We start from the raw sequence: 18,894 nt of genomic DNA on the forward strand, positions 1-18,894 counted from the left end.
GCCCATGCCCAGCAGCGCCCCCGCTCCCCATCCCCTGGCCCATTACAAAGCCATGCTGCAGGAAGGGCAGCAGGCGCTGAAGTCGGACTACCAGTCCCAAGGCGACGCCGCTGCCCTGCTGCGGCAACGCTGCAGCAACATCGACAAACTGCTGGTGCAGATCTGGCAGGACCAGCAGTTCCCCTCCTCCCTGGCCCTGGTGGCCGTGGGCGGCTACGGCCGCGGCGAGCTGTATCCGGCCTCCGACATCGACCTGCTGCTGCTGTTGCCGGCGGAGCCCGACGAGGCCCTGAAGGGCAAGCTGGAACAGCTGGTGGGCCTGTTCTGGGACATCGGTCTGGAAATCGGCCACAGTGTCCGCACCCTGGAAGAATGCCTGCAGGAGGCTGCCGGCGACATCACGGTGCAGACGGCCCTCATCGAAGCCCGCCTGCTGAGCGGCGACCAGGCCCTCTTCAGCCGCTTCCAGCAGGGACTGGCGGCCACCCTGGACCCCCAGACCTTCTTCAAGGCCAAGAAGCTGGAGCAGGATGAGCGCTACATCCGTTTCCATGAAACCCCCTACGCCCTGGAGCCCAACCTCAAGGAAAGCCCGGGCGGCCTGCGGGACCTCCAGGTGGTGCTGTGGGTGGCCCAGGCGGCCGGCCTGGGCCGAACCTGGCAGGACCTGGAACGGGGCGGTTTCATCACCGCCGAGGAAACCCAGGCCCTGATCGAGGCCCAGGGCCTGCTGGAGACCCTGCGGGTCAGGCTGCACCTGCTCACCGGCCGGCGCGAGGACCGGCTGCTGTTCGACGTGCAGACACCCATGGCGGCGGACATGGGCATCGAAGCCACGCCCACCCGCCGCTCCAGCGAACAGCTGATGCAGCGTTACTACCGCAACGCCAAGCTGGTGACCCAGCTCAACATCATCCTCATGCAGAACATCGGGGCCGCCATCTTCCCGGCCCAGGAACGGGCCCCCGAAGCCATCGACGCCGATTTCCAGAAGGCCAACGGCCTGCTCGACGTCAGCGACGAAGAAGTCTTCCAGCGCCGTCCCGGCGCCCTGCTGGAAGCCTTTCTCCTGCTGCAGCAGAACCCGGACCTGAAGGGCATGACCGCCCGCACCCTGCGCGCCCTGTGGCGGGCCCGCCTGCTCATCAACGACGAATTCCGCGCCGATCCGGCCAACCGGGCCTGCTTCCTCAAGCTTTTCCAGCAGAAGCAGGGCATCGTCCACGAATTCCGCCGCATGAACCAGTACGGCATCCTGGGCCGTTACATCCCGGCCTTCGGCGCCGTGGTGGGCCAGATGCAGCACGACCTGTTCCATGCCTACACGGTGGACCAGCACATCCTCCAGGTGATGCGCAACATGCGCCGCTTCACCATGGAGGAGTTCGCCCACGAATACCCCCTCTGCTCCCGCCTGGTGGCCGGCTTCGACCGCCCCTGGCTGCTCTACATCGCCACCCTGTTCCACGACATTGCCAAGGGCCGGGGCGGCGACCACTCCAGCCTGGGCATGGCCGACGCCCGCGCCTTCTGCGAAAACCACGGCCTGGCGCCGGAAGACACGGAACTGGTGGAATGGTTGGTGGGCCAGCACCTGGTCATGTCCCAGGTGGCCCAGAAGGAGGACATCACCGATCCCGAAGTGGTGGCGGCCTTTGCCGCCCGGGTCAGGGACGAACGCCATCTCACCGCCCTCTACCTGCTCACCGTGGCCGATATCCGGGGCACTAGCCCCAAGGTGTGGAACGCCTGGAAGGGCAAGCTGCTGGAGGACCTCTACGGCATGACCCTGCGCCTGCTGGAAAAGGGCGTCACGCCCGAACCCCACGGCGTCATCGAGGAGCGCCAGGAGGAGGCCCTGCGCCTGCTGCGCTACTTCGCCCTCTCCGACACGGTGCACCAGGGCCTGTGGAAGCAGCTGGACACGGTCTATTTCCTGCGCCACTCGGCCGAGGAAATCGCCTGGCACACCCGCTGCCTGCACTACCGCATCCACCACGACGAGCCCCTGGTGAAGGCCCGCCTGCGCCAGATCCAGGACTGCAGCGAGGCCACCGAGACCCTGCAGGTGATGGTCTACACCCGGGATCAGCCGGACCTCTTCGCCCGCCTCTGCGGCTTCTTCGGCCGCGCCGGCTTCAACATCGTCGATGCCAAGATCCACACCACCCGCCACGGCTACGCCCTGGACAGCTTCATCCTGCTTGACGTCTCCAACCGGGAGATTCCGCGGGAAATGGCCAGCTATGTGGAACACGAACTGACCGAGGCCCTGCTCCACCCGGGGCCGCCGGAGGCACCGCCCACCGGCCGCCTGTCCCGCCAGGTGCGGCACTTCCCCATCGCGCCCCAGGTCAGCCTGCTGCCCGACGACCGGGGCCACTGCGTCCTCTCCATCGTCGCCGCCGACCGTCCCGGCCTGCTCTTCTCCGTTGCCCAGACCCTGGCCCGACACGGCGCCGGGCTGCAGACGGCGAAAATCGCCACCCTGGGCGAACGGGCCGAGGACACCTTCCTCGTTTCCGGCGGCGACCTGGACCAGAGCAGCAAGCGCATCCGTCTGGAAACGGAATTGCTGGAAATGCTGCAGGTCTAGGGCAGAATCCAGGCGGCGGACTGCGCCAAGAAAAAAGGAGGCCGCGGCCTCCTTTTTTTAATCCTCCGCCCCCGTGCCGGGGCCCTCGGGAAACAACTCCTCGATGAAGCCGAAGCGGGAAAAGTCCCGGATGCGGGCCGGATAGAGCAGGCCGTCCAGATGGTCGCACTCGTGCTGCACCACCCGGGCGTGGAAACCTTCCACCACCCGCTCCAAGGGCTCCCCCTCGGGGGTGAAGGCGCTATAGCGCAGGCGCTTCCAGCGGGGCACCCAGCCGCGCATGCCGGGCAGGGAAAGGCAGCCTTCCCAGCCCTCTTCCTCCTCGCTGCCGAGGGGCTCCAGCTGCGGATTGAGCAGCACCGTGAAGGGAATGGCCGGAGCCTCCGGATAACGTTCGCTGCTGTCGAAGCCGAACACCACCAGGCGCAGGTCCACGCCGATCTGGGGCGCCGCCAGGCCGACGCCGCCCTCCGCCACCATGGTCGCTTCCATGTCCGCAATCAGGGCGGCCAGGGCCGGAGTGCCGAACTCGGTGATTTCCCGGGCCCGCTGCCGCAGCACCGGATGGCCCATGCGCAGGACGGGACGGGCGACGCCGGGGGCCATGGTCAGTCCCGGGCGCCGTGGTTGGCGACCAGCTGCTCGATGATGCCCCGCACCCGCCCCATGGCGTTCTGCAGCACATCCTCGATGGACTCGAAGTGGATGCCGTCCCGGCTCTCGCCGCGGCCGGCGGCGTAGTTGGCCACCACGTTGATGGCGGCATAGGGCAGATCCAGTTCCCGGGCCAGCACCGCTTCGGGCATGCCGGTCATGCCCACCAGGTCGGCACCGTCCCGCTCCATTCGGTTGATTTCGGCGGCCGTCTCCAGGCGCGGCCCCTGGGTGGCGGCATAGACGCCGCCCATGCGCACCTCCTCGCCGATCATGGAGGCGGCGGTGAGGATCTGGTTGCGCAGCAGTTCGTCGTAGGGATGGGTGAAATCCACGTGGGTCACGGTGCAGCCGTCGCCTTCGTGGAAGGTGGAGCGGCGCCCCCAGGTGTAGTCGATGATCTGGTGCGGCACGACGATGTCGCCGGGGGCCAGGTCGCCGCGGATGCCGCCGACGGAAGCCACGGAGACGATGGCCGTGGCCTTCTTCGACCACAGAGCCCACAGGTTGGCGCGGTAATTCACCTCGTGGGGCGGAATGGTGTGGCCGTAGCCGTGGCGGGCGACGAACATGGCGGGCTGGCCGCAGATGTTGCCGAAGGTGACGGGCCCGGAGGGCTCGCCGTAGGGGGTGCGGACGATTTCCCGGTGGGAAATGTCCAGGTTGGCCAGCTGGGTCAGGCCACTGCCGCCGATGATTGCAAGCATTGCGGGAAAACTCCGAAGATTGGCCGGTGGCGGCGAAGGCCGCCGCCGGGATTACTCGTCCTTGAGGGCGTAGATGGCCGGCAGGTTGCGCCAGGCGCCGTAGGCATCCATGCCGTAGCCGAAAACGAAGCGGTCGGGCACCTTGAGGGCCGCGAAATCGGCAGTCACGGGCTTATTCTTGCCGTTTTCCTTGTCCGTCGCCACTGCCAGATAGACGGCCTTGGCCCCCTGGTGCAGCAGGCGGTCCTTGATGGCCGCCAGGGTCACGCCTTCGTCCAGGATGTCGTCCACCACCAGCACGGTGCGGTCCTTGACGCTGGTCCAGGGCGCGGCGCGCCAGGACAGGGCGCCGCCGGCCGTATCCTGACCGTAGCGGGTGGCATGCAGGTAGTCGAAGTCCGCCGGGAAGGGCAGGCGGGCCATCAACTGGCCGGCAAAGACCACGCCGCCGGTCATGACGCAGAGGATCAGGGGATTGCTCTCCCCCAGGCGGGCGGTGATTTCCGCCGCCACCCGGTCCACGGCGGCGGACACGGTTTCGGCGGAATGGACCAGTTCTCCCCGGGCCAGCAGGGCCAGGGCTTCTTCGCGGGTAGCCATGGGCTGCTCCTTCTTATTTCAGGGAATCGAGGTAGGCGCCGAAGGCGGCCCCTACTTCGGGATGGCGCCGGCCCAGGTCCACCGTGGCCTGCAGATAGCCCAGCTTGGAGCCGCAGTCGTAGCGGGTGCCGGCATAGCGGTAGGCCAGCACCTGCTCTTCCGAGAGCAGGGAGGCGATGCCGTCGGTGAGCTGGATTTCGCCGCCGGAGCCTTTGCCGATGCGCTCCAGGTGGTGGAAGATGCGCGGCGTCAGGATGTAGCGCCCGACCACCGCCAGGGTGGAAGGGGCCTCCTCGGGCTTGGGCTTCTCGACGATGGCGGCGATCTGCTCCAGGCGCTCGGCCACCGGCTTGGAGTCCACGATGCCATAGCTCTTGGTGTCGGCCCGGGGCACGTCCTGCACGCCCAGCACGGAGCAGTGGTAGTAGTCGTAGGTATCCACCATCTGCTTCATTACCGGCGTCTCGCCGTCCAGCAGGTCGTCGGCCAGGATCACGGCGAAGGGCTCGTCCTGCACCACCGGCGCCGCGCACAGCACGGCATGGCCCAGGCCCAGGGCCTCGGGCTGGCGGATGTAGATGCAGTTCATGGACTTGGGCAGCATGTCCTGCACGAACTTGAGCATTTCGGTCTTGCCCCGCTCGGCCAGTTCCTTCTCCAGTTCGTAGGCCTTGTCGAAATGGTCCTCGATGGCCCGCTTGCTGCGGCCGGTGACGAAGATCATGTCGGTGATGCCGGCGGCACAGGCCTCTTCCACCGCGTACTGGATCAGGGGCTTGTCCACGATGGGCAGCATTTCCTTGGGACTGGCCTTGGTCGCCGGCAGGAAGCGGGTTCCCAGGCCGGCCACGGGGAAGACGGCCTTACGCACTTTTTTCATTGGATTTTTCCTCATTCAGCAGATTCAGGAGGGCCGTCTCGTCGAGCACGGGCACCCCCAGTTTCAAGGCATTTTCCAGCTTGGAGCCGGCTTCCTCGCCGGCCACCACATAATCGGTCTTCTTCGACACCGAGCCGCTGACCTTGCCCCCCTGGGCCTCGATGCGGGCCTTGGCCTCGTCCCGCTTCAGGGTCGGCAGGGTGCCGGTAAGGACGAAGGTCAAGCCCGCCAGGGGCCGGGGCCCCAGGGCCTGGGCCGGCAGGGCCGCCAGCAGTTCCCGCCGCAGGGCCGCCAGGGCCGTCAGGCGGGCGCGGTTGCCCTCCTCCTCCAGCCAGGCCAGCACCGCGGTCGCCACCTCGGCGGGCAGGGCCGCCAGTTCCAGGCAGCCGGGTGCCAGGGCCGCCAGTCCCTCGCCTTCAGGCACCAGATCGGCCAGCTGGCGCGCCCGCACCGGCGTCAGGCGGGGAATGCCGAGGGCTGCGTAGAGTTCGGTCCAGCCCAGGCGGCCGCCCAGCTCGGGGCTGGGGGCATGTTCGTCGGCCGGCGCCACACCGGCCGCCAGCAGGGCATCCACGGCGGCGGCATTGTGGGGTTCGGCGAAGAAGTCGGCAATGGCCGTGGCCACGGTGGCGCCGATATCCGGCAGGGCCGCCAGGAGGGGCGCCGGAGCCCGGCGCACCACGGCCAGGGAGCCGAGCCAGTCGGCCAGGGTCTTGGCCGTGGATTCGCCGACGTGGCGAATGCCCAGGGCGAACAGCAGCCGCGCCAGGGGCGGCGTCTTGCTGGCGGCGATGCCGGCCAGCAGGTTCTCCGCCCAGCGGGTGGCGATCTGGCCCTGCTTCACCGTCTCCGGCGTGACGCCACCCCGCTCGTCGGCGAGGCGCTTCATTTCCAGCAGGTCGGCCAGGGTCAGGCGGTAGAGGTCGGCAACGCCGTGGATCAGGTCGAACTCCACCAGCCGCTCCACATAGCGCTCCCCCAGGCCCTCGATGTCCATCATGCGGCGCCCGGCGAAGTGCAGAATGGCCTGGATGCGCTGGGCCCGGCAGGCGAAGCCGCCGGAACAGCGGGCCACCGCCTCGCCCTCCTCCTTCACCACATGGGAGCCGCACACCGGGCAGCTGCGGGGCATCTGGAAGGGCGTGGCGCCGGCGGGACGGCGCTCGGCCACCACCCCCACCACTTCGGGGATGACGTCGCCGGCCCGGCGCACGATGACTGTGTCGCCGATGCAGAGCCCGCCCTTGCGGGCCATTTCGTCCTCGTTGTGCAGGGTGGCGTTGGTCACCGTGACGCCGCCGACGAAGACCGGCTGCAGCCGGGCCACGGGAGTCAGGGCGCCGGTGCGGCCGACCTGGATGTCGATGGCCTCGACCACGGTCAGGGCCTCCTGGGCCGGATACTTGTGGGCCACGGCCCAGCGCGGCTCCCGGGAGCGGAAGCCGAGGCGGGCCTGCAGTTCCAGGGAATTGACCTTGTACACCACGCCGTCGATGTCGAAGGGCAGGCTGTCCCGCAGGGCGCCCATGCGCCGGTGGAAATCGGCCAGACCGGCGGCGCCCCGCACCACGTCCCGGTGCTGGCACACGGGCAGGCCGAAGGCGGCCAGGGCGTCGAGCAGGCCGGCATGGGTGGCGGGCAGCGTCCATCCGGAGACGGCGCCGATGCCGTAGGCGAAGAAATTGAGGGGGCGGCTGGCGGCGATGGCCGGGTCCAGCTGGCGGATGCTGCCGGCGGCGCCGTTGCGCGGATTGACCAGGGTCTTGTCGCCCCGGGCCAGGGCCTTTTCGTTGTAGCGGGCCAGGTCGTCCCGGCGCATGTACACCTCGCCCCGCACTTCCAGCAGGGGCGGCAGGCTTGCCGCCGGGCCCTGCAGGCGCAGGGGGATGGAGCGCACGGTGCGCAGGTTCTGGGTGACGTCCTCGCCGCTGGCGCCGTCGCCCCGGGTGGCCCCCTGGACGAGCACGCCGTGCTCGTAGCGCAGGCTCACCGCCAGGCCGTCGAACTTCAGCTCGGCGGCGTATTCCACCGGCGCCGCGCCCTCCTCCAGCTCCAGTTCCTTGCGCACCCGGGCGTCGAAATTGAAGGCGCCGCTGGGCTCCGTATCCGTCTCGGTCTGGATGGAGAGCATGGGCACCGCATGGCTGACGCTGGGAAAACTGTCCAGGGGCTTGCCGCCCACCCGCTGGGTCGGCGAATCGGCGCTGAGCAGCTCCGGATACTCGGCTTCAAGGGCCTGCAGCTCCCGGAACAGGCGGTCGTATTCCGCGTCCGGGACCGTCGGCGCATCGAGCACGTAATAGGCGTGGTTGTGGCTTTCCAGCTCGGCCCGCAGGGCCGCGGCCCGGGCCCGGGCGACTTCCCTCACCGGCATCAGGCGAACAGGCGTAGGGAGAGGGAACCGCCGGCCACCAGGCCGCGCTGGGCCATGGCGCCCTGGTACTGGGCCACCTGCTTGCGGATGGGCTCCAGCAGGGCCTCGGTCAGGGGCTGGCGGTTGTCGTCCACCACCACCCCGTGCAGGGAGTCGGCGAAGCGGCGGGCCAGGTCGCCCATCTGGTTGAAGACCCGGTCGCCGTTGGGCACCCGGGGCACATCCAGGAGGAAGGTCAGGCCGTGGCAGGAGAGGGTCTTCATGGCCTCGGCGGTGAAGGGCTGCTGGCTCTGGTGGCTGAGGGTGTACAGCACCCGGCCGTCGTCGTCGCGGCGGACGAAGGCACCGTCGGCTTCCAGAACCATGCCGGCGGCCTCGGCCAGGGCGCGGATCTTGGTGCCGGGGAAGAGCTGGCCCACGGCCACCACGTTGATACCGATCTGGATATCCACGTCGGCGCAGAAACGGTCCAGCTCGTAGGCGTCTTCCAGGGCCGACTTGCGGGTCGGCAGGTCGGCCACGGCCATGAATTCCTCGGCCAGCTGGCGCATGGCGGTGTGGAAGATGGACAGCTCGGCGTCGGAAATGGCGCCGCGGCGGTCCGCCAGCTGCACGCCGATGCGCAGGCGGCGGTATTCCTGGGGACTGTTCTCGTCCATCACTTCCCACTCGCCGCTGCCTTCGTTGAGGCCGACCCAGGTGACCCGCTTGCCGATGCGCAGCAGGGCTTCCCGCTGGGACTGCATGAACTGGCCGGCGGGAATGAAATCCACGGTTTCCAGGGCCACGATGTAGTCGGCGGCCGGAGAGAGCAGGAAGGTGGGCAGGGCCGGCGCCATCAGGGTGCGGGGGGCCTCGGCTTCGCCCGGGGCTGGCATCTCGCTGGCGGGTGCCCGCGCAGCCACGGCCGGCGCGGCTTCCCGCAGGGGCATGGCGATCGGGTCGATGGACAGGGCACCCTGGGCCTGTGTCGCGGCGAAGGCAGGCGCAGCGGGCTTCACCGCCAGGGCAGGCTCGGCATCGAAGTCCAGGGCGGATTGGGGCGTGGCCTTGGCGGCGGTCCGGGGTGCTTCGGCGGCATAGACGGGTTCGGCCGCCGGGGCCGGTTCGTCGTCGAAGTTGAACACCGGTTCCTGGCGCGCGGCCGGGGCCGGCTCCGCCTCTGCCTCGAACACCGGCTCCTTGCGCTGGGCCAGCTGGGGCGCGCGGATGATCTCGCCGTTTTCGTCGCGCTGGATGAGGACGGCGTATTCCTCCTCGCCCTCTTCCTCCACGGCATCCTCCTCGCCGTCGAGCAGCACGTCCTCGTCGCTGGGACGCAGCATCTGCTCGGCCACCTGGCGGTGCTTGCGCTCCTGCCACTTGTTGTAGGCCAGTACGCCAACCACGGCGACGCCGCCGAAAGCCAACAGGCCAATGTGCAATTCGGTCATGGCTTTTCCTTTTCCATCGGGGTCATGCGGCCACCTGTTCGCGCATGCGCAGGGCCTCGGCGATATCCACCTCGACGATCCGGGACACCCCGGATTCCTGCATGGTCACGCCCACCAGTTGCTGGGCCATTTCCATGGCGATCTTGTTGTGGCTGATGAACAAAAACTGGGTATTGGCAGACATGCGCTTGACCATCTCGGCAAAGCGCTCGGTATTGGAATCGTCCAGGGGCGCATCCACTTCGTCGAGCAGACAGAAGGGCGCCGGATTGAGCTGGAACATGGCGAACACCAGGGCGATGGCGGTGAGGGCCTTCTCGCCGCCGGAGAGCAGGTGGATGGTGGCGTTCTTCTTGCCCGGGGGCTGGGCGGTGATCTGCACGCCGGCATCGAGGATCTCGTCGCCGGTCATCACCAGCCGGGCCTCGCCGCCGCCGAAGAGGGTCGGGAACAGTTCGCCGAAGTGCCGGTTCACCGTGTCGTAGGTGGCCTGCAGCAGGTCCCGGGTTTCCTTGTCGATGCGGCGGATGGCGTTTTCCAGGGTTTCCATGGCGGTGTTCAGGTCTTCCGCCTGGTCGTCGAGGAACTGCTTGCGCTGGGTCGCCGATTCCAGTTCCTCCAGGGCCGCCAGGTTCACCGCCCCCAGTTCCAGGATGGCCTTCTGCAGGCTGCCGATGGAGCTTTGCAGGCTGCTGGCCTTGGTGCCGGCGAAGGCCTGGGCCTGTTCCGCCAGGACTTCCTCGTTGGCGCCGGCTTCCAGCAGCTGGGCGGTGAGCTGTTCCACATTGAGGGCCGCCGCCTGTTCCTTGAGGCGCAGTTCGCCGACCCGGTCGCGCATGGGGTTGAGGCCCTGCTCGATCTTCAGGCGCTGCTCTTCCAGCTGGCGCAGGGCCTGGGTGGCGTTTTCCATGGCCTCCCGCTGGGCCGCCAGGGCCTGCTCGCGCAGCACGCGCTGCTCCAGGGCTTCCTGCAGCTTGGGTTCGAGAATCTCGACCTGGAGGTTTTCCCGGGTCTGGCGGCACTGGGCCAGGTCGTCGGCGATGCGCTGCAGCTGACGCTGGGACATGACCCGGTTGTTGGCCACTTCGGCCAGCTTGCCTTCGGCCTCGCGCAGGGAGAACTGGGCTTCCCGGTGCTCCCGCTCCACGTTGGCCAGGGCCTCCCGCTCCTCGCGCAGGGCCCGGTCCGCCTCTTCCAGACGGGCCCGCACGCCGGCGAAGCGGGCATGGAGGGCGTCCAGGTTTTCCCGCTGCTGGGCGATGGCCTCGTCGGCGATGAAGAGGCGCTCCTGCTCCACCTCCTCTTCCGCCGCCAGTTCGGCCGCGGCCTGTTCGATCTGGGCGTGGCGCTCCCGGATGCGCTCGAGAATCTGGTTCTGCCGCATCACTTCCATCTGCAGGGTGTGGATGCGGTCCTGCTGTTCCTGGGTGCGGCGGCGCAGGTTCTGGCTGTCGCTCTGGCCGGCGGCGATGCGTTCTTCCACTTCGGCCAGGCGGGCCTGGGCGGTTTCCACCGCCAGCTGCTTGTCGTCAAGGGCGGCGGCGAGGGCCTCGATTTCCCGCTGGCGTTCCAGCAGGCCGTGTTCGGCCGAGTCGGGGGCGAACAGGGTCAGGCTGTGGCGGCTCAGCAGATGGCCTTCCCGGGTCACCAGCAGCTGGCCGGGGGCCAGGCTGGCGCGCCGCTGCAGGGCCGCCTCCATGCTGTCCACGCAATCGATGCCGTGCAGCCAGTCGGCCAGGACGCCGGCCAGGGCCGGCTCATGGCAGCGGATGCGGCCCAGCAGGCCGCCGGCCGGGGCTTCGGCGGCGCCGGAAAGGAGCAGGGTCAGCTTGCCCGCCGGCTTGTCGTCCACCAGGGCGGCCAAGGCCGCCGGGTCTTCCAGGGAAACGGCGTTGAGGCGTTCGCGCAGCACGGCTTCCACCGCGTCTTCCCAGCCCGCGTCCACTTCCAGGCGCTTCCACAGGGGGGTGCGGCTTTCCAGGCCGTGACGGCGCAGCCATTCACCCACCTTGCCGCCGGACTGGACCCGCTCCTGCAACTGTTCCAGGGCGGCGCGGCGGGCGCGCACGTCGGCCACGTCCTTCACGGCTGCCTGCACTTCCTCCAGCAATTCGCGGCGACGGGCCTCGAGCTGGGGCAGTTCGCCCTGGGCGGCGCCCAGCTTGTCCTGCAGGGCGATCAGGCGCTCCTGCTGTTCGGCCAGTTCCTCGGTCTTCAGGTCCAGCTCGCTGGTATCCGGATCGGCCAGGCTTTCCCGCTCCTGCTCCATGCGGTCGCGGCGCTGGGCGATGCTCTGCAGGGTGCGCTCGGCATGGCTGCGGTGGGTCTGTTCCACCTGCAGGGCCTGCTCCACCTTGGCCATCTCGGCCCGCTGCTGGTTGAGGGCCTCCTGGGCCGCCGCCTGGGCCTCCTCGGCCATGGGCAGGCGCTCCTGGCGGGCCTCCAGCTTCATCTGGGCCTGTTCCTGGCGGCCTTCGGCCACCAGTTGCAGTTCGCGCCAGCGTTCCTCGTCCATGTCCAGGCGCTCGGCCTGTTCCTGCCAGTGCTGCTGCTCGCCTTCCAGCTGGGCCAGGCGGGATTCCAGCTGCACGCCGGATTCGCGCTGGTGGCGGATTTCCGTTTCCAGCCGGGCCACGTCCGCATTGACGGCGAAGAGGTCGCTCTGGGCCTGGTGCACGCCGTCGCTGGCGGCGAAATGGGCTTCCCGGGAGGCTTCCAGCTGGGCCTCGATGTCGCGCAGGGCGGCGGTCTGGCCTTCCAGGTCGGTACCGGCCCGCTCGATTTCCATGGCGAAGCGCTGCTGCTCGGCCTTGGCCTCGTTGCGCCGCAGCACCCACAGCACCTGCTGCTTCAGGGTCAGTTCGTCGTTCAGTTGGTGGTACTGGCGGGCCACGGCGGCCTGGGCTTCCAGGCGCTCCATCTGGCCGGCCAGCTCGAGGCGGATGTCCTCCACCCGCAGCAGGTTTTCCCGGGTGTCGGCCAGGCGACCTTCGGTTTCCTTGCGCCGTTCCTTGTAGCGGGTGACGCCGGCGGCCTCTTCCAGGAACACCCGCAGCTCGTCGGGCTTGGCCTCGATGATGCGGGAGATCATGCCCTGGCCGATGATGGCGTAGGCCCGGGGGCCCAGGCCGGTGCCCAGGAACAGGTCGGTGATGTCCTTGCGGCGGACCTTGATGTTGTTGATCAGGTAGTCGGACTGGCCGGAACGGGTCAGCACCCGCTTCACCGACAGTTCGGCGTACTGGCTCCATTGGCCCATGGCCCGGCCCAGGGAATTGTCGAAGATCAGCTCGACGGAGGCCCGGGACACCGGCTTGCGGTTGGAGGAGCCGTTGAAGATGACGTCCTGCATGGACTCGCCGCGCAGCTCCGAGGCCTTGGACTCCCCCAGCACCCAGCGCACCGCGTCCATGATGTTGGACTTGCCGCAGCCGTTGGGGCCGACGACGCCCACCAGCTGCCCCGGCAGGGCCACCATGGTGGGATCGACAAAGGATTTGAAGCCGGCAAGTTTGAGCTTGGTCAGGCGCATCGGCGGGTCAGTCAGGCGGCGGGTCGGCCGGAGGAGAAAACTTGGTTTTTCCCCCGAAAAGCCCGGATCGCGTTTCTCGTTAATCCAAATGAAACGAAAAGGGCGCCAGAAAAGACTGCGGGCGCCCCGGAATCCACATACATGGGCGCGTATAATAGCATTTTGCCTGTGGCGGACGAACTACCCCGCCATCATGCCCCGGTCCTTTTTCACCGGCAGAAACCGGGACCGGGCCGGGCGGCAGCAAAAACTGGCCGTCCGCCGACAGTTTCATTCAGGCGACGGCAGTGCGGCGCTCCGCCTGAAGCGCCTCGGCGTGGCAGGCGACATGTCCGGTTTTCCGCCCTGTCGCACAACACCGCCGCCGGCAGACCAGCCCCGGCCAAGGCCCCACACGACCGATTTATTGCACCCGGATTCCACTGAAATCAAACCCTGAGACCTCACCATGACCACCACTCCCCCCACCCCGCTCAACGATGCCGACCTGGACCGTCTGGAAGTCCTGCTGGACGACCCGGCCCTGGAAGACACCCTGCGCCTGGACGAAATCCAGGGCTACCTCTGCGCCACCCTGGGCGGCCCGGTGCCGGTGCCCGAAGAAGAATGGCTGGCCGAGGTCCTGGGCAGCGACGAAGCCGCCGCCAGCCCCGCCGGCCAGGAACTGACCGGCCTGCTGCGCCGCTTTGCCGCCGGCCAGGCCGAGCTGCTCAACTCCGGCGAGCCCCCCGTGCTGCTGCTCTACGGCCAGGAGGAAGGGGACGACGCCCCCAGCGATTTCGCACCCTGGTGTTCCGCCTACCTGCTGGGCGTGGATGCGGCGCCGGAAGACTGGTTCGACGCCATCGCCGACGAAGAGGAACTGGAATGGCTGGACGAGCGCCTGTTCCCCTTCATGGTGCTGACCGGCGAAGCCGAGGCCGCCGCCAAGGAACACGGCGAGGAATGGCCCGACGGCAAGGAAAAGGCCGACATGGAAAAGCAGTGCCAGGACGACCTGCCCCTGGCCGTGGCCGAAATCCACCGCTTCTGGCTGGCCAAGCGCAACCCGGCCACCCAGCGCCGCGACGGCGACAAGGTGGGCCGCAACGATCCCTGCCCCTGCGGCAGCGGCAAGAAGTACAAACAGTGCTGCGGCAAGGAATAAGCCTCAGCTGAAGCCCTGCCCCGGCGGCCCCGCGCCGCCGGGGCCCTCCCACCCCTTCCTTCCACCGGCGACGGCCTCCTGCCGTCGATCTTCCAGGATTCTTCCGATGCTGGAACGCTACTTCCAACTGTCTGCCCACGGCACCACCGCTCGCACCGAGCTCATGGCGGGGATCACCACCTTCCTCACCATGGCCTACATCATTTTCGTGAACCCGGACATTCTCTCGGCCGCCGGCATGCCCCGGGAGGCGGTGTTCGTCTCCACCTGCCTGGCCGCCGCCCTCGGCTCGGCCATCATGGGGCTCTACGCCAACTACCCCATCGCCCTGGCCCCGGCCATGGGCCTCAACGCCTATTTCGCCTTCACCGTCGGCGGCGGCATGCACTTCCCCTGGCAGACGGCCCTGGGCGCCGTCTTCATCTCCGGCTGCCTGTTCGTCCTGATCAGCCTGTTCCGCCTGCGGGAAGCCATCGTCAATGCCATTCCCCGCTCCCTCAAGTACGCCATCTCCGCCGGCATCGGCCTTTTCCTGGCCATCATCGGCCTCAAGAACGCCGGTCTCATCACCGCCCATCCGGCCACCCTGCTGACCCTGGGGGACCTGCACCAGCCGGGCGCCCTGCTGGCCATCGGCGGCTTCATCCTGATTCTGGCCCTGGAGCAGCGCCGCGTTCCCGGCGCCATCATCATCAGCATCCTGGCGGTCACCGCCACCTCCATGCTGCTGGGTCTGACGCCCTTCAACGGCATCGTCGCCATGCCGCCCAGCATCGCCCCCACCTTCCTGCAGATGGACCTGGAGGGAGCCTTCCACGCCGGCCTGCTGACCGTGGTCATGACCTTCTTCCTGGTGGAACTGTTCGACGCCTCCGGCACCCTCATCGGCGTCTGCCACCGGGCCGGCCTGCTCGACGCCGAGGGCCGCCTGCCGCGCCTGAAGAAGGCCCTGCTGGCCGACTCCGGCGCCATCCTGGCCGGCGCCGCCCTGGGCACCTCCTCCACTACCGCCTACATCGAGTCCGCCGCCGGCACCTCCGTCGGCGGCCGCACCGGCCTCACCGCCGTGGTGGTGGCCCTGCTGTTCCTGGCCGCCCTCTTCCTCGCGCCCCTGGCCGGGGTGGTGCCGGCCTATGCCACCGCTCCGGCCCTGTGCTATGTAGCGGTGCTGATGGTGCGCGGCCTGGCCGAGATCGACTGGGACGACCTCACCGAGTCGGCCCCGGCGGTGGTGACGGCCATCACCATGCCCTTCACTTTCTCCATCGCCCACGGCATCGCCTTCGGCTTCATCACCTATGCCGCCCTCAAGCTGCTGTCGGGCCGGCAGGGCGACCTCAAGCCCATGGTGGTGGTCATCGCCCTGGCCTTCGTCCTCAAATTCGCCCTGCTCTGAGCTGCCCATGAACGACGCCTTTTTCGCCTCCCACATCCGCACCATTGCCGACTGGCCCCAGCCCGGCGTGCAGTTCCGCGACATCACGCCCCTGCTGCGGGACGGCGCTGCCTTCCGCCGCCTCATCGACGCCTTCGCCGAGCGCTATGCCGACAGCCACATCGACGCCGTGGTCGGCATCGACGCCCGGGGCTTCATCATCGGCGCCGCCCTGGCCTACCGGCTCGGCTGCGGCTTCATCCCGGTACGCAAGGCGGGCAAGCTGCCCTTCACCACGATGCAGGAGTCCTATGCCCTGGAATACGGCGAGGCCAGCATCGAGGTGCATACGGATGCGGCCCTGCCAGGGGAACACGTGCTCATCATCGACGACCTCATCGCCACCGGCGGCACCCTGCTGGCGGCGGTCAATCTCATGACCCGGCTGGGGGCCCGCATCATTGAAGCGGCGGCGGTGGTGGACCTGCCGGAACTGGGCGGATCGGCCCGTCTGGCGGAGGCCGGTCTGCCAGCCTTCACCCTCCTCCACTACTGAGGCGATAGGCTGCAGAACGGCTCAGGCAGCCGCTTCCACCCGTGCTTCCAGGCGAGTGGACAACAGGCTGGCGGCGGCGATCATGGCCCCGCCCAGCCACTCCCGCGCCCCCATGCTCTCCCCCGCCAGGAACCAGGCGGAGATGGCGGCAAAAACCAACTCCGAGAGCAGGATGACGATGGCCCGGTTGGCCGCGGTGTGGTGCAGGCCGAACTGCACCACCCTGTTCACCAGCATCAGGATCACGCCGATACCCAGCAGCCACAAAACACTGGCACCACTGTGGGGCCACTGCATGGAACCCCAGCCGGTGAGTAGCAGGGCGCCGCTGATGACCAGGGCACCGACGAACATGGCGACGGACTTGACCTCGATGGAGAGGGCCTGGGCCCGCCGCGACAGCACGTTGGAACAGGCAAAGAAGAAGCCGGACGCCAGGCCCAGCCATTCGGCCCCGTTGCGGGGCCAGGGCAGGCCCATGGCCGGATGCCAGAGCATGGTGGCGGCACCGCCCAGGGACAGGCCCACCACCGCCAGCCCCCACACCCCCAGCTGCTCCCCCAGCCACCAGCGGGCCAGCAGGATGGTCCACAGGGGCGCCAGGTAGAACAGCAGCAACACCCGCATCACTTCCCCGTGCAGGGTGGCCAGGACATAACCCATGTTGCAGGCGGCGCCGGCCAGGCCGATGGCCGCCAGCAGCCAGGAGGGCCGCAGGGCGGCCAGAGCCCGGCGCCAGAAGACCAGGGCCAGCGCCAGGGCCACCGCGTAGGTCAGGGCCGAGGCGGCGATGCCGCTGATGCCCAGGCCGGCCAGCACCCGGTAGGGATACCACAGCACACCCCAGACCAGGGCGCCGGTGAGCAGGGCGCCGACGGCCAGGTGGGTGCGCCTGCCATTTCCTCTCCGTGCCGCTTCTTCCCTCACGCTCCGCCCTTTATAATCCGTTGTTTTCAGCCCAGCCCCACACCGGGAACCCCGCCGTGAATCCATTTCTCGCCAAGCTGCAGCCCTACCCCTTCGAAAAACTGCGCCAGCTGTTCCAGGGCGTCACGCCCAATCCGGACTACCGGGAAATCAAGCTGTCTATCGGCGAGCCCCAGCACGCCACCCCGGCCTTCATCAAGGAAGCCCTGACGGCCAATCTGGGCGGCCTTGCCAATTATCCCACAAGCCAGGGAACGCCCGCCCTGCGCCAGGCCATCGCCGCCTGGATGGAACGCCGCTACGGCCTGGCCGGCGTCAATCCGGACACCGAGATCCTGCCGGTGAACGGTTCCCGCGAAGCCCTCTTCGCCTTCGCCCAGACCGTCATCGACCCCAGCCGCGGCTACGTGCCCCTGGTGGTCAGCCCCAATCCCTTCTACCAGATCTACGAAGGCGCGGCCTACCTGGCCGGGGCCGAGCCCTACTTCCTCAACACCCTGCCGGAGAACGACTTCTCCCTGGAACTGGAGGCCCTCTCCGAGGCCGACTGGGCCCGGGTGCAACTGCTCTATGTCTGCTCCCCCGGCAACCCCACCGGCAAGGTGCTGGACCTGGAGGACTGGAAGAAGCTCTTCGCCCTCTCCGACAAGTACGGCTTCGTCATCGCCTCCGACGAGTGCTACTCGGAAATCTACTTCGACGAAGCCAAGCCGCCTCTGGGCGGCCTGCAGGCTGCAAAACAGCTGGGACGGGGTTTCGAGCGCCTGGTCATGTTCTCCTCCCTCTCCAAGCGCTCCAACGTGCCGGGCCTGCGCTCCGGCTTCGTCGCCGGCGATGCGGCAGTGCTGAAGAAATTCCTGCTCTACCGCACCTACCACGGCGGCGCCATGAACCCGGCGGTGCAGGCGGCCTCCGCCATCGCCTGGAACGAGGAAGCCCATGTGCGGGAAAACCGTCGCCAGTACAAGGAAAAGTTCGATGCGGTGACGCCCATCGTCGCCTCCGTGCTGCAGACCGGCCTGCCGGATGCCAGCTTCTACCTGTGGGCCCGCACGCCCATCGCCGATACCGAGTTCGCCCGCCGTCTGCTCGCCGACTATAATGTCGTGGTCCTGCCGGGCAGCTACCTGGCGCGCGAGGCGCGGGGCGTGAATCCCGGCGAGAATTTTGTCCGGATCGCCCTGGTGGCCCCCCTGGCCGACTGCCTGGAAGCCGCCGAACGCATCCGCCTCTTTGTGCAGCAACTCGAACAGCAACCCTAACCCCCAAAACGGAAACGACAACATGCAAGAACTGCAACAGATCATCGAAGACGCCTGGGAAAACCGCACCTCCCTGCAGCCCGGCACCGCCCCCGCCAAGATCGGCGAAGCCGTGGACCACGTGCTGGAACAGCTGGACAAGGGCACCCTGCGCGTTGCCGAGAAAATCAACGGCGACTGGGTCACCCACCAGTGGATCAAGAAGGCCGTGCTGCTCTCCTTCCGCCTGCAGGACAACGTGCTGCAGCAGTCCGGTGACCTGCGCTTCTTCGACAAGGTGCAGACCAAGTTCGCCAACTACGACGAACACGCCTTCCGCCAGGGCGGCTTCCGCGTCGTGCCGCCGGCCGTGGCCCGTCGCGGCTCCTACATCGCCAAGGGCGCCGTGCTGATGCCCTCCTACGTGAACATCGGCGCCTACGTCGATGAAAACACCATGGTGGATACCTGGGTCACCGTCGGCTCCTGCGCCCAGATCGGCAAGAACGTGCACCTCTCCGGCGGCGTCGGCATCGGCGGCGTGCTGGAACCCCTGCAGGCCAACCCCACCATCATCGAGGACAACTGCTTCATCGGCGCCCGCTCCGAAGTGGTGGAAGGCGTCATCGTCGGCGAAGGCTCCGTCATCTCCATGGGCGTGTACATCAGCCAGTCCACCAAGATCTACGACCGGGAAACCGGCGAGATCAGCTACGGCCGCATCCCCCCCGGCTCCGTGGTCGTCTCCGGCAACCTGCCGGCCAAGGACGGCAGCCACAGCCTGTACTGCGCCGTGATCGTGAAGAAGGTGGACGCCCAGACCCGGGCCAAGACCAGCATCAACGAACTGCTGCGCGACTAAGCCAATAACA

At 68.2% G+C, this 18,894-nt stretch carries 14 protein-coding genes; 6 read left to right on the top strand and 8 right to left on the bottom strand.

Going from position 1 to position 18,894, the window contains the following annotated elements:
- Nucleotides 1–4: 4 nt before the first annotated feature.
- On the top strand, nt 5–2,596 hold the full coding sequence (locus tag EV678_RS03685) for a [protein-PII] uridylyltransferase (RefSeq protein ID WP_130458554.1): 2,592 nt from the start codon (nt 5–7) through the stop codon (nt 2,594–2,596).
- 57 nt (nt 2,597–2,653) lie between these two features.
- Here EV678_RS03685 and def read toward each other — a convergent pair whose 3' ends face one another.
- Genes def through smc form a run of 7 tightly spaced genes read right to left on the bottom strand, consistent with a single transcriptional unit; the run spans nt 2,654 to nt 12,776 of the window.
- Nucleotides 2,654–3,202 (bottom strand): peptide deformylase, encoded by a 549-nt coding sequence (gene def / locus EV678_RS03690; protein WP_130458555.1) that lies wholly within the window; start codon nt 3,200–3,202, stop codon nt 2,654–2,656.
- Between the two features lie 2 nt (nt 3,203–3,204).
- Nucleotides 3,205–3,957 carry an S-methyl-5'-thioinosine phosphorylase gene (locus EV678_RS03695; protein ID WP_014237729.1) on the bottom strand — a complete coding sequence of 251 codons (753 nt, stop codon included), beginning with the start codon at nt 3,955–3,957 and terminating at the stop codon, nt 3,205–3,207.
- Between the two features lie 51 nt (nt 3,958–4,008).
- A complete protein-coding gene (locus tag EV678_RS03700; protein ID WP_014237730.1) occupies nt 4,009–4,557 on the bottom strand; it encodes a hypoxanthine-guanine phosphoribosyltransferase in 549 nt (182 codons plus the stop codon).
- A 13-nt stretch (nt 4,558–4,570) separates the two neighbouring features.
- Nucleotides 4,571–5,437, bottom strand: coding sequence for a UTP--glucose-1-phosphate uridylyltransferase GalU (gene galU, locus EV678_RS03705; protein WP_207222157.1), 867 nt, complete (start codon nt 5,435–5,437; stop codon nt 4,571–4,573).
- A complete protein-coding gene (gene ligA / locus EV678_RS03710) occupies nt 5,421–7,811 on the bottom strand; it encodes an NAD-dependent DNA ligase LigA (RefSeq protein WP_130458557.1) in 2,391 nt (796 codons plus the stop codon). Before ligA ends, galU begins: the two co-directional genes overlap by 17 nt.
- The gene (locus EV678_RS03715; RefSeq protein WP_014237733.1) at nt 7,811–9,244 is read right to left on the bottom strand and encodes a cell division protein ZipA C-terminal FtsZ-binding domain-containing protein; all 1,434 of its coding nucleotides are present in this window, start codon (nt 9,242–9,244) and stop codon (nt 7,811–7,813) included. Before EV678_RS03715 ends, ligA begins: the two co-directional genes overlap by 1 nt.
- 22 nt (nt 9,245–9,266) lie before the next feature.
- Nucleotides 9,267–12,776 (bottom strand): chromosome segregation protein SMC, encoded by a 3,510-nt coding sequence (smc, locus tag EV678_RS03720; RefSeq protein ID WP_130458558.1) that lies wholly within the window; start codon nt 12,774–12,776, stop codon nt 9,267–9,269.
- A 448-nt stretch (nt 12,777–13,224) separates the two neighbouring features.
- Between smc and EV678_RS03725 the strand changes: the two genes are divergently transcribed.
- From EV678_RS03725 to EV678_RS03735, 3 genes are all read left to right on the top strand, one after another.
- Nucleotides 13,225–13,923 (top strand): YecA/YgfB family protein, encoded by a 699-nt coding sequence (locus tag EV678_RS03725; protein ID WP_014237735.1) that lies wholly within the window; start codon nt 13,225–13,227, stop codon nt 13,921–13,923.
- A 106-nt stretch (nt 13,924–14,029) separates the two neighbouring features.
- Nucleotides 14,030–15,319, top strand: coding sequence for an NCS2 family permease (locus EV678_RS03730; RefSeq protein WP_130458559.1), 1,290 nt, complete (start codon nt 14,030–14,032; stop codon nt 15,317–15,319).
- Nucleotides 15,320–15,326: 7 nt separating this feature from the next.
- Nucleotides 15,327–15,854: an adenine phosphoribosyltransferase gene (locus EV678_RS03735; RefSeq protein WP_130458560.1), complete on the top strand. Its 528-nt coding sequence runs from the start codon at nt 15,327–15,329 to the stop codon at nt 15,852–15,854.
- Between the two features lie 21 nt (nt 15,855–15,875).
- Here EV678_RS03735 and EV678_RS03740 read toward each other — a convergent pair whose 3' ends face one another.
- On the bottom strand, nt 15,876–16,781 hold the full coding sequence (locus EV678_RS03740; RefSeq protein ID WP_130458561.1) for a DMT family transporter: 906 nt from the start codon (nt 16,779–16,781) through the stop codon (nt 15,876–15,878).
- 56 nt (nt 16,782–16,837) lie between these two features.
- Here EV678_RS03740 and dapC point away from each other — a divergent pair, with 56 nt between their 5' ends.
- Nucleotides 16,838–18,043 carry a succinyldiaminopimelate transaminase gene (dapC, locus tag EV678_RS03745; RefSeq protein ID WP_130458562.1) on the top strand — a complete coding sequence of 402 codons (1,206 nt, stop codon included), beginning with the start codon at nt 16,838–16,840 and terminating at the stop codon, nt 18,041–18,043.
- Between the two features lie 22 nt (nt 18,044–18,065).
- On the top strand, nt 18,066–18,884 hold the full coding sequence (dapD, locus tag EV678_RS03750) for a 2,3,4,5-tetrahydropyridine-2,6-dicarboxylate N-succinyltransferase (protein ID WP_014237740.1): 819 nt from the start codon (nt 18,066–18,068) through the stop codon (nt 18,882–18,884).
- Nucleotides 18,885–18,894 lie beyond the last annotated feature (10 nt).

Source organism: Azospira oryzae, from assembly GCF_004217225.1.
Classification (GTDB): domain Bacteria; phylum Pseudomonadota; class Gammaproteobacteria; order Burkholderiales; family Rhodocyclaceae; genus Azospira; species Azospira oryzae.

Bases quoted from the DNA above. Each gene is read 5' to 3' on its own strand.
- EV678_RS03685 (WP_130458554.1), top strand. From the start codon at position 5: ATGCCCAGCAGCGCCCCCGCTCCCCATCCCCTGGCCCATTACAAAGCC.
- def (WP_130458555.1), bottom strand. From the start codon at position 3,202: ATGGCCCCCGGCGTCGCCCGTCCCGTCCTGCGCATGGGCCATCCGGTG.
- EV678_RS03695 (WP_014237729.1), bottom strand. From the start codon at position 3,957: ATGCTTGCAATCATCGGCGGCAGTGGCCTGACCCAGCTGGCCAACCTG.
- EV678_RS03700 (WP_014237730.1), bottom strand. From the start codon at position 4,557: ATGGCTACCCGCGAAGAAGCCCTGGCCCTGCTGGCCCGGGGAGAACTG.
- galU (WP_207222157.1), bottom strand. From the start codon at position 5,437: ATGAAAAAAGTGCGTAAGGCCGTCTTCCCCGTGGCCGGCCTGGGAACC.
- ligA (WP_130458557.1), bottom strand. From the start codon at position 7,811: ATGCCGGTGAGGGAAGTCGCCCGGGCCCGGGCCGCGGCCCTGCGGGCC.
- EV678_RS03715 (WP_014237733.1), bottom strand. From the start codon at position 9,244: ATGACCGAATTGCACATTGGCCTGTTGGCTTTCGGCGGCGTCGCCGTG.
- smc (WP_130458558.1), bottom strand. From the start codon at position 12,776: ATGCGCCTGACCAAGCTCAAACTTGCCGGCTTCAAATCCTTTGTCGAT.
- EV678_RS03725 (WP_014237735.1), top strand. From the start codon at position 13,225: ATGACCACCACTCCCCCCACCCCGCTCAACGATGCCGACCTGGACCGT.
- EV678_RS03730 (WP_130458559.1), top strand. From the start codon at position 14,030: ATGCTGGAACGCTACTTCCAACTGTCTGCCCACGGCACCACCGCTCGC.
- EV678_RS03735 (WP_130458560.1), top strand. From the start codon at position 15,327: ATGAACGACGCCTTTTTCGCCTCCCACATCCGCACCATTGCCGACTGG.
- dapD (WP_014237740.1), top strand. From the start codon at position 18,066: ATGCAAGAACTGCAACAGATCATCGAAGACGCCTGGGAAAACCGCACC.